Origin of the sequence: Pseudomonas sp. PS01298 (genome assembly GCF_029959745.1) — a bacterium.
Lineage (GTDB): Bacteria > Pseudomonadota > Gammaproteobacteria > Pseudomonadales > Pseudomonadaceae > Aquipseudomonas > Aquipseudomonas aylmerensis.
Genome location: NZ_JASCPP010000008.1, coordinates 32,234 through 47,536, shown reverse-complemented (window position 1 = coordinate 47,536; position 15,303 = coordinate 32,234). Strand labels below are relative to the sequence as shown.

Genomic DNA, 15,303 nt, shown 5'->3' with positions numbered 1-15,303 from the left:
GGCTTCCTGACAGACCCGGGAAGCTCATGTTTTCTTCCTTCATACCCGCAGTATTTTGCCGCTGACCGCCACCACGACCAGCAATCCTCCGATCAACAGGAACGCCGTTGCCAGGCTGCTGCCATGCGCAATGAACCCGATCACGGCAGGCCCGGTCAGAATACCGGCATACCCCAGGGTGGTAATGGCCGGTACGGCAATGTGCTCTGGCATGACGTTCTGCTTGCCGACGGCGGTGTAGAGCACCGGAACGATATTTGAACACCCGGCGCCGACAAGGGCGTAGCCCAGCAACGCCATTTCCCAGGCGGGGGACAGCGTGGCGATAAAGATACCGGCCGCCGCCAGCGCGCCACCGGCGACGATCACCCAGGTCGCGCCCAGGCGCCGCACGATGGCGTCACCGGTCAAGCGTCCGGCCGTCATCGTCAAGGCGAAAGCCGCGTAGCCCAGGCCGGCGTAGGCTTCATCCAGGTCGCGCTCGGCGCTGAGGAACACCGCGCTCCAGTCGAGCACCGCGCCCTCGGCCAGAAACACGATAAAACACAGGCAGCCGATAAACAGCACCACGCCATGGGGAACCGCAAAGGCCGGCCCTGAGCTTTCACTGCCATAGGGCAACAGGTGTGGGCCGGCCTTGAGCAGGGCCACCACCATCACCGCGATCACCACCCAGGTCGCCTGCAAGGGTGACAGGCCGAGCCCGAGCAACCCGGCGACACCGGCCGCACCGACGATCCCTCCCAGGCTGAACAACCCGTGAAACCCCGACATCATGGTTTTTCCGCTGGCTCGCTCGACAATCACCGCCTGCAGGTTGACCGTGGAATCTACCGTGCCCAGGCCGGCACCGAACAGGAACAAGCCAGCCATCAGCAACGGAATCGAAGTGACCGTGGCCAGCATCGGCAAGGCCAGGCAGATCATGATCGTGCCGGCCGTCAGCACCCGCCGACAGCCAAAGCGCGACGCCAATGCGCCCGCTGCCGGCATGGCGATGATCGAGCCCACCCCCAGGCACAACAGCAACAGCCCCAGCGTGCCTTCGCTCAGTTGCGCGCGCGCCTTGGCATACGGCACCAGGGGGGCCCAGGCGGCGATACCGAAACCGGCGATGAAGAAGGCGATACGGGTCGACATTTGCTCCAGTCGCCCGGGAACCACGGGCGCTGAGGTGGGGATGGCAGTCATGAAAAATCCTTGGTTTTGCGTTCAACGAACGATGTCCGGCGTGACATCGTTGCACATCAGGCCTTGAGGAGCGAGCCGGGTTCCCTTGGGATGGGCGGTTGTGAATTTTATTTTTACAGTCGCGGAACGCAATCAAGGTGGGCGACCACACAGGGATTATCGAGTGCGTAGGAGACGGTCTTGAAGGTGTGTAATCCCTGCGGGAACTGGTGAACCCCGGGCCTCTTGCGGTGGATTACCACCTTCCAGGCCGTCTCCCACAAACGTCAGGTTCTGTAATACGCTGCCGAGTGTGTAAGCAGGCAACCAGACGGATAAACCGATGAACATTCTCAGGCACGCAGCGCTATGACGCTGTTCTACGACGCACGCGGCAACATTTATGCAGTCGTCAGCCCGGCCTTTTTGCGCACTCGAGGCATGGATGTACCCGACAGTGCGGCCCAGGCAGCGGCTGCGCGCAAGGGGTGGACGGCGGCCGCTATCGCATCCGAGTGTGGCTGGGGGGCGAGTGCCAAACCTGCGCACGCCAAGGCCCACCGTTGCGATGGGCTGCTGGTCGGGCCGTTTCAGGCTGACCCGCCATTTGATCTGTTGATCGTCAACACCGATGGCTCGCTGGCCGAGCGCAGTGGCAACGGCTTGACGATCTTTGCCCAGGCGCTCACGGATCAGGGCTTGATGACGCAAGCCTGTGAGTTGCGCGTGCATCACGATAAATCGGATGTGCCGACGCCCACCGCGACCCGGATCGAACCTGCAGTCCATGAGCAGAAGGCCGGGTTCTGGCTGGCGTTGGGGCTGCCCGAGTTCGGGCCATCGGCCGTGGGCGCGCAGGGGGTTGAATCGACCTTGTTAAATGGCGCTGAAATGAGCCACGTGAGCGAGTTGTCGGCACTCAATGCGCAGTGGGCACGCAGTCAGTTTGTGCGGGTGGGCAATCCCCATTGTGTGACCCTGGTCGAGCAGGCGTCGGGCTTGCCGGACAATCTGCAGATGCAACAGCCAGGGTTGTTCCAGGCGCTGAAGGCGATTGCCTTCGCGCCCCCTGCGGGAGGCGGGCAGCCGTGTGCGGCCGGGGTCAACTTGCAATGGGTTGTACGCGAATCCGCCAATCGGCTTGTCGCACGGGTATTCGAGCGGGGCGAAGGACCTACCGCGTCCTCCGGGACCAGCGCGAGCGCGGTCGCATGTGCGGCGTGGCGTGCGGGGTGGGTCGGGAGTGGTGATGTCACGGTGGTGATGCCGGGTGGCACCGCGCCAGTGCGTTTGCAGGCTAAGGCTGAAACGTTGCTGAGCGTTAGCCTCTTCGGGACGGCCCGCGTGCAGACGTAAGGTTTTCAAACGCCCGACATATGCATGAGGTGTCGGGCGTTTCTTTATTGTTTAGTTATGCAGGTTAAGTTGTTGTAGGGCATTTCTTGATATTAAGAAGTGGCTATTTGGCTCATGTTTTTATCTTGTAAAAGATACTTCCAGATTCATTGTGCGAAACTTCTTTTTTGTTTTTGCATGGCCTGTCACTCCCCCGAAATCGCTAAGCTTCAAGGCGTTCAGGCACTTTTTCTCGGCGATCATTCGGCCTTTTGAAGAGAGAAAGTCTTTCAGCGCATGAGTGGATGGCGGGTAACAGCGGATGGTCGAGGCGTTTGTCGAATCACGTTTCAAATTGATTCTTTCAGGTATGAATACCGACTTCCAGGTGCTGGCGTTTAAAGGCACTGAAGTCCTGGATCAGCCGTTTTTCATCCATGTGGAGTTGATCAGTGAAAATCCTTCGGTCGACCTGGAGGGGCTGCTTCAGCAGCCTGCCTATCTGGATTTCGCACAGGAGAGCGCAGGCTTGCACGGGCAGGTCTATGCCATTGGCCGGGATGATCCGGGTCGACGGCTCACCCGCTATCACCTGACCCTCGCACCGCGCCTGGCCAATCTCGCCCATCGGTTCGACCAGCGAATTTTCCAGCACCGCAGCGTGCCGCAGATCATTGCAGCCGTTCTCGAACACCACGGCATCCTGGCGGACGCCTACCTGTTCGAGCTGGGCCCCGTGGTGTATCCGCCACGCACGTTCTGTGTGCAATACGCGGAAAGCGACCTGCACTTCATCCAGCGACTGTGTGAGGAGGAGGGCATTCACTATCATTTTCGCCACAGCGCCGGTGCTCACCTCCTGGTATTCGGCGATGACCAGACGGTATTTCGCCGCTTGCCCGCGCAGCGCTACAGCGCGGCCGGCGGGCCACAGGCCGAGGCGCAGGTTATCCAGCGTTTCGATAGGCGCCTGGCCACACGCAGTCAGAAAACCGTGCGCCGCGATCGCGACTTCGAACACCCTGCACTGCGCCTGCAGGAGTACGCGGGACCAGCCTCGGCGCATCCCCTCGAGGACTATCGCTACCCGGCGGGGTTTACCGGGTATGCCCACGGCCGACGATTGGCGCGTCGGGCGTTGGAGCGTCATCAACGCGACCGCCATCGGGTGCTCGGCAAGAGTGATCAACCGGCGTTGCGCAGTGGGCATTTCCTCGAGCTGCGCGATCATCCCGACCCCGCGTGCAATGATCTGTGGCTGATCACGTCGGTACGCCACGAGGGGCGTCAACCGCAGGTTCTGGAGGAGGCGACCTCAGAGGCTGAGCAATTTACGGGCTACCGCAATCGCTTCACCGCGACACCTTGGCGAGCGGTGCACCGGCCGCCCCTCAACCATTCCAAACCGCTCCTTAACGGCAGCCAGACGGCAACTGTCACCGGGCCTGCCGGTGAAGAGGTCCATTGCGACATGTATGGCCGGGTGAAAGTACGCTTTCATTGGGACCGGCTGGACAAGGACGATGACAAGAGCAGTTGCTGGGTCAGGGTAGCGTCCAGTTGGGCCGGTGACGGATTTGGCGCCATGATGATCCCGCGAGTCGGCATGGAAGTGCTGGTGACGTTTCTTGAAGGTGACCCGGACCAGCCCTTGATCAGCGGTTGCCTGCCGAATGCGGCGAACAGGCCGGCCTATCCATTGCCGCAGCACAAGACCCGCAGTGTGCTGCGCAGCCGCAGCGTCGTCGGCGATTCAGGCTCCAACGAGCTGTACCTCGAAGACCGGCGTGGCGAAGAACTTATCTACCTGCGGGCCCAGCGCGACCTGGAGCAGCAGGTTGGCCATGACAGCCGTCTGGAGGTGGTGGGGGAGCGACATGAAATCATCCGGGGCTTAAGCACCACTCACTTGGAAAACGAGGAGCATCGTCACGTTACCGGTGATCGCAAGGTTGTCCTCAAGGCGAGCGATCACCTGGAGGTGCAGGGCGATAGCCGCACTCACATTGGCCGGACCGTGGTGATCGAAGCTGGGCAACAACTGCAGCTGAAGGCGGGGGCAAGTCTGGTTATCCAGGCCGGCGCTCAGCTGAGCTTCCAGGCAGGTGGGGAACACCTGGTGATTCAGGCGGGCGGCATTTTCAGCAGTCGTCCGATCACCCTTGGCGGCTCGCCGTCCGCGATTCAGTTGGCGGCTTCTGGAGAGCACGTGGACGCGCCGAACGCCAGTGCGGAGCAGGGCGCGATCATGGCCCTGGCGCGCCAGTTGGGGGCCGATTTCTGCCCCGTCTGCGAATGTTGTCGTGAAAGCCTGGGTGATGTTCCGGGGAGGGCCGCTTGATGTCGAGCATGCCAGGCCAATGGATCGCCGAACAGCAGCAGGCCGGACGCCGGCTGTGCCTGATTCTCGAGGGCGACCACACGGCGCATCAACCCCTGCTGTCAGTGCGCAGCCTGTTGCAGTATCGCCGCGTCTACGCCGAGACCACCGTGGCGCAATTGGCGCAGACAGGTCCGGTGATCATGCTGCTGGAGCACATGGACGAGCCCGCCTTACTCAACCTTCTACAAACACCTGAAACGAACTGGGGTTGGCTGGGCAGCTTGCCGGACGAGGACTTGGTGTGCGTGACAGCCCATTGGCGCGAGCGCCTGTTGATCGGACCGAAGGGCGCCCAGGCGTTGTATCGCTTTCACGACAACCGCACGCTGGCACGCGCACTGGACCATTTGCCGGCGGAGGACTGGCCGGCATTCCTCGGCCCACTGATCAGCCTGTGCTACTGGCACGAAGGCGGCTGGCGCTGCCGCGACAATCCAGCCCCCGGTGACTACCCGGTACCCGATCCAGCCCCGTGGCTGAACACGCCAAATCCAAACATCAGGGCCATCCTCCACGCCAATATCCTGCGCTACCTGTTGGCTGAACACAGTGAAGACCTGGCGGCATTGGTGGAATTCCACCACCCGAAAGACTGGTTGAGCCAAGTGCTTGAGCAAGCACGCGCATGGCAGTGGGACAGGCCGCAACAGCTGGAATTTCTCGTCGTGAGGCGCTTGGCAGAAACCATTCGTAGCAGCGTCTTCCAATGGTCGCCAAGGGTGGGTGAAACGCCCGTCGAGCACTTTGACCGCATGGTGAATCAGTGGCGTTTGATGGAGCAGCAGGATGTTTAGGCAAATCTGCAGGGCAGGGCTGGCGCTCTGTGTGATGGGGCTTTGGGGGTGTACGGCGAGGCCGGTAGACAGTTTCACGCTGGAGGTGGACTTACCGGCGGAATTTGAACTTAAAACGGCCGCCAACTATAGGCCTGCCACGGGAGAGCTCTGCACCTTGCCACGGCGTCGAGGCAAGAGGCCGGAGAGAAAGGTGTTCTTTACCGAGTTCACGCCCGTGGCCAGTCGTGTGAGCTACCAGCTTCCCCTTACTGAAACGGTCGACGGTTGCCCACTGGTATTGCGCAATGTGGCGTTTGATTTCAATGCGAAGTGGGGGAAGCGCAGTACGGATGTCGGCGGGGCTTTTGGCGGCATTTCCATCCGCGATCACTCGGAGAGGGATAGGCCGGGGATGCCGGAATCGGGCGTCCAGGAGCTGTCCGGGCAATGCCAATGGTTGTTTCGAACGGCAGGGCCACAGCACGCGATTATCAAGGTTCTTAAATGCGACTCTTTGAGTGCAGTCGATCCACCGGATAAATCCCGCACGGGCGGTGGTTTGGTACGAGGTGAGCTGGCAGGGAAAAAGGTACGGGTAAAGATAGGCCTGGCCGCCGAGGAACTGCCTTACATGGGCGACAATTGGGTTCGCTTTCCTAATGGATGGAAACGCTGCCTGGGAGACAATTTTGAGGACCTGTACGCTTTCTGCAACGGCAATACCGTCGACTTCAAACCCATAAAAATGCCCGATGGGCGAATTTGCGAGCTATATCCAACTTGTACTGAATAAGGATATCCAGTCATGGTGATAGAACGATCGAAGCACTCTTTTTTCAATGAAAAAATGCCCGTTTGCGCACTGAGTGGCGCTTGGCTGAGCTTCTGTCTGGTGGATGAGTCAGGGGATGGAAAGCCCTACGGAGGACTCAGGTATGAGGTTTTTGACAGTGCCGGGGGATGTTACAAAGGGCGTTTGACCGAACGGGGTTTTGCTAAGTTAGAGGGGCTTTGTAAAGGACCCGTCGTGTTGGTTTTTGATGCGTCATCCGAAACGCGAGTTGGCTATTATTCGACATTGCAGCAGCGTAAAACCTACCCATTACCCATCACTGACTTGCAGATCCGCGCTGAACAAACACGCTTCTCAAGCACGAATGGCCGCCCAACCGAGCGTCACCCTGCCGGGAATAAAGCAGATCAATTTTATCAGGTAGAAGTCAGCGATCTGGTTCGGCATATCGCGCATCTTCCCCCGGTGACACCCACGCCCCACCGCCCCAAGCGTCACGCACTGAAAATGATGGCCGACCTGGGCTTCGGCCCACCCCAGCCGAGCTTCGCGGGAGTCGTGCTGTTCCCCGACAGGCACACTGTCCTCGAAGTGCGCCCGTTGCGAGCCTTGCGCCCGATCCTGTCCACGCAAGACGAATTCTGTGCCCTGAACCTGTATCAATTGGCCTTGTTCGCGGCGTTGAGTTATTGCGATTTCGGTCAGGCGCCGCCGAATCATCCCGTGGATGAGGTCCATTTTCCACTCGATCCCAGTGTCGGAAATCTATTCGCCGAGCAGTTGGCGGGCTACCAGGAAGCCTGGCGGATCGACCCGGACCACCCGCAGCGCTTTTATCCGCTCTATGAGGACGTACCTTACTCCCGGCGATTCGAGATCCTGCCTTTTGATCCTGAGTTGTACCCACAAAATCGTCCGTCGCTTGGGGACGAGCAGGAGCACCCCGCGCGCCTACACTTTTTCGATGATGAAAAATTCGGCACCGACACCCAGGCGTTCATCACTCACCACGAGGAGGTGATCCTGATTTCCGTGCGAGGCACCGTCAGCAATGCAGACGTGCTGCGGGATGCGAACGCCCATCAGGTGGCGTTCGCCGATGGTGTCGGCAAGGCCCATGAAGGTTTTTATCAGGCTTATCGGGCCATGCGTGATTTCGTGCTGCATTACCTCGGCCAATTTCACATCGGGCAACGCGTGATCATTTGCGGCCATAGCCTTGGAGGTGCAATAGCGCTGCTGCTGGCAGAAGGGCTGCGCCGTACTCCCGATCGTACCTACAACATCCTTCTCTACACTTACGGCGCCCCCCGTGCCGCGGATGCCGAGTTCACCCACGGCGCTTCGACCCTCGTCCACCACCGTATCGTCAACCACAACGACCCGGTGCCCAGCGTCCCGGCACCGTGGATGAACACCACCGCAAAACTCTGGGTTCCCGGCGCCATCACGCTATTCAGCCTGCCTACACCGGGCGGGCTGCTGTTTGCGGCTGGCCTGGTGCGTTTTGGCGGTAACCCCTACCAGCACCATGGTGAGCAGCAACACTTCATGCCGATCGTGCTGCCGGATGGCACGCACTCTTCCGTGTTGTGGAAGCCGGGTTGCGAGTCGATCCAGGAAGCCGGCTGCAATCGTGCGCTGCAACTTCATGGCGACATGCCTGATCGTGACAACCTGTTAAAACAGCTGTTCCAGGCCAGTCAGCACTTCATGACCGCAAGCTACATTCCTGCCGCCTGGGCGACGTTGCGCCGCTGGCAGCAAGCCGTGGACAGCAATAGCCCGCTGGTGACCGCGCGGGAGTTCGAATGGCTCGACCATGCGCTGGAGACCATGCGTCAGCAACTGCGCGATAAACGCCGCGAGCTCGCCCGTCGCCAGCCGATCAACGACCGTGCCTATGAGCACCACGAGCCGTTGAACGCCGAGATCGACCGTTTGCACACCAGCCGCGAGCGCCTCGAAACCCTGCGCTGGCGACGCCTGGAAGCGCGCGATGTCTACGGCAGTCAGGCCCAGGCCGCCCACTTGCAACCCAGCCTCAAGCGTTGGTTCAGCCACCGTGAAAACCACGCGCTGCCGCAAGTCGCGAGCATCCCTGCTCCCACGCAAACTGAGTGGGGCAGGGCGCAGCCGCTGGATATCGACGCCATCGTTTGAGCCGGGCCTTTACATAAACTCCACCTGGGCGGGCTGACGTTTCATCAACACTTGGCCATTGCGAATCGAGTACAGCGGCAGGCCCTGGCTGCGAATGACTTCGTAGTCGCTGTTGGCCGAGAGGATCAACAGGTTGGCCGGGCGCCCCGCTTCAAGGCCGTAACGGTCACCCAGGGCCATGGCTTTGGCGCTGTTGTCGGTCACCAGGTCGAGTGCGCTCTGCAGGTTGCGGTAGCCGAGCATATGGCAGATATGCAGCCCGGCTTCCAGCACGCGCAGGATATTGCCGTTGCCCAGCGGGTACCACGGATCGACGATGGAGTCCTGGCCGAAACACACGTTCATGCCGGCTTCCAGCAGCTCGTTGACCCGGGTCACGCCACGGCGTTTCGGGAAGGTGTCGAAGCGGCCTTGCAGATGGATGCTCTCGGTGGGGCAGGAGACGAAGCTGATGCCCGAGTGCCCCAGCAGGCGGAAAAGTTTGGCGCAGTAGGCGTTGTCGTAGGAGCCCATGGCCGTGGTGTGACTGGCGGTGACGCGGGCGCCCATGTCGCGGCTGCGGGCTTCTTCGGCCAGCACCTCGAGAAAGCGCGAGTGCGGGTCGTCGGTTTCGTCGCAGTGCACATCCACCAGGCAACCGGTGCGTTCGGCCAGGTCCATCAGGAACTTCACCGAGCTCACACCCTGGTCGCGGGTGTATTCAAAGTGCGGGATACCGCCGATCACGTCGGCGCCGAGGCGAATGGCTTCTTCCATCAGCTCGCGGCCATTGCGAAACGACTCGATGCCTTCCTGGGGAAAGGCGACGATCTGCAGGTCGATCAGGTGCGTGCTTTCTTCGCGCACTTCGAGCATGGCCTTGAGCGCGGTGAGATCCGGGTCGGTGACGTCGACGTGCGTACGCACGTGCTGGATACCGTGGGCGGCCAGGGCCTGAATGGTCTTTTTGGCGCGAGTCTTGGTGTCTTCCTGGGTGATGGTGGCTTTGCGCTCACCCCAGCATTCGATGCCCTCGAACAGGGTGCCGCTCATGTTCCAGCGCGGCTCGCCAGCGGTCAGGGTGGCATCGAGGTGAATGTGCGGTTCGACAAAGGGCGGGATCACCAGGTTGCCGCCGGCGTCGAGGTCGTCGACGCCCACTGCGGGCACGCTGGTTTGTGCGGTGATACTGGCGATCCGGCCGTGTTCCAGGTGCAGATCATGCAGGCCTTCACGGTTGCGCAGGCGGGCGTTGATGATGTGCATGGGCAAGTTCCTCTTGGATAACAACAATCAGGCAGACAGCCGCCAGATCATCAGGGCAATACCGATGTCCAGGCGGTCGTAGGCATTCTCCAGCGTCAGGCCACACAGGGCTTCGATTCGCTGGACGCGGTGTGTCAGGGTATTGCGGTGCACGGCCAGGCGCTGGGCCGCGGCCACAAGGTTACCATTCTCATGAAACCAGGCCTCCAGGGTCGGCATCAAGCTGGGGCCATGGTGCAGGTCGTGGCGCAGCAGCGGGCCCAGGCGTTCATTCAGGAACTGATCGAGCAGCGCGCGATCACGCACACCGCTGAGCAGCTTGAGCACCCCCAGTTCGTCATACACGCAGAGCCCGGCGCGTTCGCTGAACCGGCGTGCCGCCGTCAACGCCTGGCGCGCCTCATCGTGAGCCTGGGCCAGGCGAGCAGGTGGGTGCGCGGCAGCGCTCAAGCCGACAAACACTTTCAGCGGCGCCAGGCGCAGGTTCAGCGGGTTCAGCCAATTGACCAGTTGCTGGCGATTGGCCAAGGCGGCGACGGCATCCGCGGCCGGCAGCAGCAGCGTCCATTGTCCGGCGCGGCCGAGTACCGGTAACACCGGCGACAGCTGGCGCAAGCGTCGACTGATGGCGTCGTGCTGCCGGGCCAACTGGGCCTCCACCTGCGCCGCGTCGTCCTGGGCAAACAGCAACTCGCTGCCTTCGAGCTGCAGTTGGGCCACCTGCCAGTGCCCGGCCAGCGACATGCCCAATTGCACGGCGCGGTGCAGCAATAGATCCAGGGATTGGTAATCGCCGGTCAGCAAACGCTCGAGTACATCGTGGCGCGAGCGGCCCAATTGTTCGGATTGAATCAACGCCGAACCGATCGCCTGGGTGACCAGCACCATCTTCAGCGAGTAGGGCTGCTCGATCAGCGGCATACCGGCGGCCTCGGCGGCGTCGAGTAAGCGCTGGGGTATCGCCTGGATATACGCCGGCCCCGTCAGGATCACCAAGCCGGCCACCTGCCGCTGACAGGCTTCATCCAGCAGTTGCAGCAAGTTGGCTTCATCCCGAGGGTGATTGATACCGGTGACGAACACCAGCTCACCGCCCAGCACCCACTCGGCGATCCCGCTGTTTTCCGCCACATACGGCCAGCGTACGACGTTGTCCAGGCCTGCCTCTGCGGCGCGCAGACGCATGGACGCAAGACCCGGCAAGGCCAGTACATCGGCAATCGTCAGGCTCATGCCGGGGCATCAGCCAGCGGTGCGCGAGCGCGCAGCACGGAGGTCAGCAGCATGTAAGTCAGCGATGCGGCCACGATGCCCACCAACGGCGCGACCCACGGCGAATTGAACGCCAGCACGGTGCCCACCGCATACGCGGCCAGCCCCGGCCAATTGAAAGCCGGCAGGCGTGCATCCGCCAGGCGCGGGTAGTGGCCGCGCCAGCGGTAGAAGAAGTCCGCCATGATGACCCCGCCGATCGGTGGAATCACGGTGCCCAGCAGAATCAGGTAGGGCACCAGCATGTCGTACATGCCCAGCAGCGCCAGCAGGGTGCCGATCACTGCTCCCGCGAGGGTCACGGTCTTGCGGCGTTTGGTGCGCAACAGATTGCAGCCGGCCACGGCGAAGTTGTAGATGGTGTTGTCCTGGGTGCTCCAGATATTCAGCAACAGCATGGCCATTGCTGCCATGGCGAAGCCTTGCAGCAGCAACACTTCCACCACGTCGGGCTGTTGGTAGACGATCGCGCCATAGGCGCCGATCAGCACCATCAAGCCATTGCCGACGAAGAAGCCGATCAGGCTGGCCAGCACCGCGACCCGGGCCGAGCGCGAGAACCGCGTCCAATTGGTCGCCTGCGTCGCGCCGCTGACAAAAGTGCCGAATACCAGCGTGATCGCGGTGGACAGGTCCAGCTCAGCTGTCGGTACCACCGCCAGCAGTCCGTCCAACCCGCCGACTTTTACCGTGGCCACCCACATCGACAGAAACAGCAGGATGCCCATGGCCGGTACCGCGATGTAGGAAAGAATCTCCAACCCGCGATAACCCACGTAGGCGGTGGCACAAAACACCAGGCCGAACAGCACCATCAATGCCAGCACACTGCCCTGGCTCAGTTCGAAATACTTGCCAAGCACCACGGCGGCGGTGGCGGTGCCCCAGGCATACCAGCCAATCTGAGTGAAACCGAGGATCAAGTCGCTGAGTTTGCTGCCCACTTCGCCAAAGCAGAAGCGCCCCATCAACACGGAGTTCAACCCGCTCTTGAACGCGATGTAACCCAGGCCTGCGGCGTAAATACCCAGCAGCAGGTTACCCAGCGCCACCACGCCGAGCATATCGGTGAAGCTGAACGCGACCCCCAGCTTGCCGCCGGCGAACATGGTCGCGGTAAAAAAGGTGAAGCCCAGCAGCACCATGGCGGTAGACGCCAGGCCTTTGCGCGCATGCATGGGGACTTCGCTTAAGGGGTAGTCGTTGCCCGGTTCTTGCTGCGTCATGTCGGTACTCCCTGAATGAGTGACGCAGGCGTATTGCACCGCGCGTGCCAAATCACTCCCAGTGACAGGCGCACGGTCTGCACTGTGCAGCATGCACAGTATTTATAGCCAAACAGGCAGGAAACGCGGGCGAGGGTGTTCGCTGTGCCCAGTCAGGCACGAAAGCGGTGCAGCCGTGATACAAAGTGGATCAGTCGAACAGCGTGTGGGTGGTTTCGCCGCGATGAAAGGCAAATGCCGCCGCCAGATCACTCTCGATGGTGCGCCCCCGGGACAGCGGCGGCAGATCATCCAGGGCGAAAAAGCCCACGTCGGTGGTCTCGAACCCGGCCATTGGCGCCGCTTGGTCCACCCGCTCACACAGGAAATACAGCTTGTAGAAGTCGCGCACATCCGGCCGATACAAACCCTTGGCCTTGTGGGTGACGCTGTACAGTGCCCGCGCGGTAACGCTCAAGCCGGCTTCCTCGCGGATTTCCTTGATGATGTTTTCCGCTGCCGACAAGCCGATATCGGCATAACCGCCCGGCAGCGCCCAGCAGCCATCGGTCAGTTCGCGCACCAGCAGAATCCGGTCGCCCTCGATGACCGCGCCGCGTACGTCGATCATCGGCGTGGAATAGCGCTGGGCAAAATCCGAGACCAAGCCGGTGATGCGCTCCAGCGGCACGTTTCCGAGTTGCGCCAACATGCTGTGGGCAATCTCGGCGATTTCCTCCAGGCGCTCGCGTTCGAAATCATCGGTGCAAAAATGCAGGCCCGTGGAGGCCAGCGCCTGCAGGCGTTTGGCTTGGGCCAGCCAGGTGTTTTCCATGCCTGTCTCCTAAAGGGGCTTGGCCATGTACACCCGGCGCATGCCCTGTTCCTCGGCCCGGTGGGTTTCCACGTAACCCCGGCGGGTGTACAGCGCAAGGTTCTCGGTCATGGCTTCATTGGTGTAGAGGCGTATGGCGCTGTAACCCGCGTCGATGGCCTGGCGTTCGGCGAAGTCCATCAATACGCGGCCAAGACCAAGGCCCTGGGCCTGCGGGGCGACCGCCAGGTTATCCAGCAGCAGGGCGCTGTCGGTGTCTTGCAGGATGATAAAACCCTGGATCTGCCCGTCGTTGTCCAGCACATGCACACCGCCGCCCTCGACTCGCCGGCCGTAGTCTTCAAGCATCGGCCCGGGTTTGCGGCCGATACGCTCGATGTACGGTGAATAGGCCGCCTCGACGATGGCTTCAATGGCGGCAACATCATGGGGCGTGGCGGGGCGCAGCATTGCGGCGTGCTCCTGGTCGGCTGGAGCCACGACTGTAAGGGAGCAGGGCATAAAAAAACCACCGCCAGGGTGGTTTTTTCATCTCGCCGGCTTACTCGCCGCGATAGATGCAGCCGCTGGTGCAGGTTTCATGGATGCGGATCGCACTGAGTTCCGGCAGCAGGGGTTTGAGCTCATTCCAGATCCACTTTGCCAACACTTCGCTGGTCGGGTTTTCCAGGCCGGGGATGTCGTTGAGGTAGTTGTGGTCGAGGCGTTCGTAGAGCGGCTTGAAAATCGCCTTGATCTCCGAGAAGTCGCGAATCCAGCCGGTATGCGGATCCAGGTCGCCGCTCAGGTGGATCGCCACCTTGAACGAATGCCCGTGCAGGCGCCCGCATTTGTGGCCTTCGGGTACGTGGGGCAGGCGGTGGGCGGACTCGAAGGTAAACTCTTTGAAGATTTCCACAGTATTTTCAGCTCGGTCAGTATCTGGCAGGCGGCGAGTTTAACAGTTTGATTCGCCGCCGCGCATACCGCTGGGTCAAAGTGGCTGCAGGTGTTCGCCCAGCTCGCCGTTATCGGCCAAGCGCAGAAACTCATCGCCGAGCCGCCGGCTCTCGCTCATTGCGGTTTGCCAGTATTTGTTGCGGCTCGGGTCGTCGCCCATGAAACGCTTGAAGTCGCTGCGGTCCGGCAGTTTGCCGTGGGGCAGGCGTGCCAGGTAATCCCGGGACGGCGCCAGCAGCAACACATCCTGCAAGCCTTGTTGATTGCTGCGCCGCCACGGCAGGCCCTTGTCGAACCAGCCGGGGATGACCCGGTCGGTGAAGTGCGGGTACAGCACAATGTCGTCGCCGTGGTAGGGCAGGTCGAGGTGGTAGTCCAGCAGGCCGCCGTCGCGGAAAGTGCCGGCACCCGCGCCGGGCAGGTCGCGCACGCCTTGCATGACCATGGGGATCGAGCCCGACGCCAGCAGCGCCTGGCGCAGGTTGCCGAGTTCCAGGTTGACGAAGCGCGACGGGAAATCCTTCAACGCATGCACCGGCGGCGCCTGGCGTGGGTCGTGGATGATCAGCCGCTCGAAGTGCCGCGCCAGCCGCGCCCGCCCGCGCAGATTGTCGGCAATCACCGACGACAGGCCCAGGCCCAGCCGTCCGCGATGGTCATCGGCGAGCAGGCCATGGCTCTTGACCACCATGATGTTCAGGCGATAGTCGGGGTTGTCCAGCACCCGCGCGTCGCGGCCGGCCAGCAGGTCGTCGAGCATGCGCTGGCAACTGCGGCTGACCTCGGCCATGGTCACGCCCTTGGCAAAGCGCTGTTCGTTATAGAGGCGGCCAAGGTCCAGCAGGCCTTGCACCGGGTCGGGCAGGCAGGCACTGGCAAACCGCCAGGAACCAATCGACGCGCCGATCAGCGCGCGCTCGCGAGGCGCGCGTGGCAGCCAGTCGCCGAACAGCGCCAGGTCCAGGCCCTGGATTCCGAGTGCCTTGGGCCCGCCGGCCGCACCGGGGAGAATGCCCACATCCGCAGGCGCCAGGCCCCGTTCACGAATGCGCGAAAAGGCGCGGGTGCCGGCCTTGAGCGTCAGGGCGGGGAATTTGATGTGGATGGCTGTCATACCGGTCTCTGTTGAAGCAAGCAGGGCATTATAGGAAATCTCAGCCGATGTGGGAAAAACGCAGTCCGGCGAA

Annotated in this window: 13 protein-coding genes; 5 read left to right on the top strand and 8 right to left on the bottom strand. The window is 61.8% G+C overall.

The annotated features are described in order from the left end of the window. Positions 1-39: 39 nt before the first annotated feature. Positions 40-1,191, bottom strand: coding sequence for an MFS transporter (locus QMX97_RS05695; protein ID WP_065907177.1), 1,152 nt, complete (start codon positions 1,189-1,191; stop codon positions 40-42). 348 nt (positions 1,192-1,539) lie between these two features. On the opposite strand from QMX97_RS05695, the gene QMX97_RS05690 reads away from it, so the two are divergent. The 5 genes from QMX97_RS05690 (at position 1,540) to QMX97_RS05670 (ending at position 8,620) form a co-directional block, all read left to right on the top strand. Next, positions 1,540-2,526 (top strand): diaminopimelate epimerase, encoded by a 987-nt coding sequence (locus QMX97_RS05690; RefSeq protein WP_282396380.1) that lies wholly within the window; start codon positions 1,540-1,542, stop codon positions 2,524-2,526. Between the two features lie 301 nt (positions 2,527-2,827). Continuing rightward, positions 2,828-4,846: a type VI secretion system tip protein TssI/VgrG gene (tssI, locus tag QMX97_RS05685; protein WP_282396378.1), complete on the top strand. Its 2,019-nt coding sequence runs from the start codon at positions 2,828-2,830 to the stop codon at positions 4,844-4,846. Next, complete coding sequence (locus QMX97_RS05680) at positions 4,846-5,682, top strand: DUF4123 domain-containing protein (protein ID WP_282396376.1); 837 nt, start codon at positions 4,846-4,848, stop codon at positions 5,680-5,682. Before tssI ends, QMX97_RS05680 begins: the two co-directional genes overlap by 1 nt. Next, positions 5,675-6,457 carry a hypothetical protein gene (locus QMX97_RS05675; RefSeq protein WP_213553551.1) on the top strand — a complete coding sequence of 261 codons (783 nt, stop codon included), beginning with the start codon at positions 5,675-5,677 and terminating at the stop codon, positions 6,455-6,457. The genes QMX97_RS05680 and QMX97_RS05675 overlap by 8 nt, the downstream gene beginning before the upstream one ends. 12 nt (positions 6,458-6,469) lie before the next feature. Next, positions 6,470-8,620 carry a lipase family protein gene (locus QMX97_RS05670; RefSeq protein WP_282396375.1) on the top strand — a complete coding sequence of 717 codons (2,151 nt, stop codon included), beginning with the start codon at positions 6,470-6,472 and terminating at the stop codon, positions 8,618-8,620. Positions 8,621-8,629: 9 nt separating this feature from the next. Here the strand turns inward: QMX97_RS05670 and codA are convergent, their stop codons facing one another. The 7 genes from codA to QMX97_RS05635 form a co-directional block, all read right to left on the bottom strand. After that, positions 8,630-9,865, bottom strand: coding sequence for a cytosine deaminase (gene codA, locus QMX97_RS05665; protein ID WP_106804590.1), 1,236 nt, complete (start codon positions 9,863-9,865; stop codon positions 8,630-8,632). Positions 9,866-9,892: 27 nt separating this feature from the next. Continuing rightward, positions 9,893-11,098, bottom strand: a complete 1,206-nt coding sequence (locus QMX97_RS05660; protein ID WP_282396373.1) for a PucR family transcriptional regulator — start codon at positions 11,096-11,098, stop codon at positions 9,893-9,895. Next, entirely contained in the window at positions 11,095-12,363 is a 1,269-nt protein-coding gene (gene codB, locus QMX97_RS05655; RefSeq protein WP_120448070.1) for a cytosine permease, read from the bottom strand. The genes QMX97_RS05660 and codB overlap by 4 nt, the downstream gene beginning before the upstream one ends. Positions 12,364-12,553: 190 nt before the next feature. After that, positions 12,554-13,177 (bottom strand): NUDIX hydrolase, encoded by a 624-nt coding sequence (locus QMX97_RS05650; protein WP_065907157.1) that lies wholly within the window; start codon positions 13,175-13,177, stop codon positions 12,554-12,556. A 9-nt stretch (positions 13,178-13,186) separates the two neighbouring features. Then, positions 13,187-13,627 (bottom strand): GNAT family N-acetyltransferase, encoded by a 441-nt coding sequence (locus QMX97_RS05645; RefSeq protein WP_282396371.1) that lies wholly within the window; start codon positions 13,625-13,627, stop codon positions 13,187-13,189. Between the two features lie 91 nt (positions 13,628-13,718). Beyond that, positions 13,719-14,075, bottom strand: coding sequence for a 6-carboxytetrahydropterin synthase QueD (gene queD / locus QMX97_RS05640; RefSeq protein ID WP_003190259.1), 357 nt, complete (start codon positions 14,073-14,075; stop codon positions 13,719-13,721). Between the two features lie 75 nt (positions 14,076-14,150). Beyond that, on the bottom strand, positions 14,151-15,230 hold the full coding sequence (locus QMX97_RS05635; RefSeq protein ID WP_213553547.1) for a patatin-like phospholipase family protein: 1,080 nt from the start codon (positions 15,228-15,230) through the stop codon (positions 14,151-14,153). Positions 15,231-15,303: the final 73 nt, after the last annotated feature.

Bases quoted from the DNA above. Each gene is read 5' to 3' on its own strand.
- QMX97_RS05675 (WP_213553551.1), top strand. From the start codon at position 5,675: ATGTTTAGGCAAATCTGCAGGGCAGGGCTGGCGCTCTGTGTGATGGGG.
- codB (WP_120448070.1), bottom strand. From the start codon at position 12,363: ATGACGCAGCAAGAACCGGGCAACGACTACCCCTTAAGCGAAGTCCCC.
- QMX97_RS05645 (WP_282396371.1), bottom strand. From the start codon at position 13,627: ATGCTGCGCCCCGCCACGCCCCATGATGTTGCCGCCATTGAAGCCATC.
- tssI (WP_282396378.1), top strand. From the start codon at position 2,828: ATGGTCGAGGCGTTTGTCGAATCACGTTTCAAATTGATTCTTTCAGGT.
- QMX97_RS05660 (WP_282396373.1), bottom strand. From the start codon at position 11,098: ATGAGCCTGACGATTGCCGATGTACTGGCCTTGCCGGGTCTTGCGTCC.
- QMX97_RS05650 (WP_065907157.1), bottom strand. From the start codon at position 13,177: ATGGAAAACACCTGGCTGGCCCAAGCCAAACGCCTGCAGGCGCTGGCC.
- QMX97_RS05680 (WP_282396376.1), top strand. From the start codon at position 4,846: ATGTCGAGCATGCCAGGCCAATGGATCGCCGAACAGCAGCAGGCCGGA.
- QMX97_RS05670 (WP_282396375.1), top strand. From the start codon at position 6,470: ATGGTGATAGAACGATCGAAGCACTCTTTTTTCAATGAAAAAATGCCC.
- codA (WP_106804590.1), bottom strand. From the start codon at position 9,865: ATGCACATCATCAACGCCCGCCTGCGCAACCGTGAAGGCCTGCATGAT.
- QMX97_RS05695 (WP_065907177.1), bottom strand. From the start codon at position 1,191: ATGACTGCCATCCCCACCTCAGCGCCCGTGGTTCCCGGGCGACTGGAG.
- QMX97_RS05690 (WP_282396380.1), top strand. From the start codon at position 1,540: ATGACGCTGTTCTACGACGCACGCGGCAACATTTATGCAGTCGTCAGC.
- QMX97_RS05635 (WP_213553547.1), bottom strand. From the start codon at position 15,230: ATGACAGCCATCCACATCAAATTCCCCGCCCTGACGCTCAAGGCCGGC.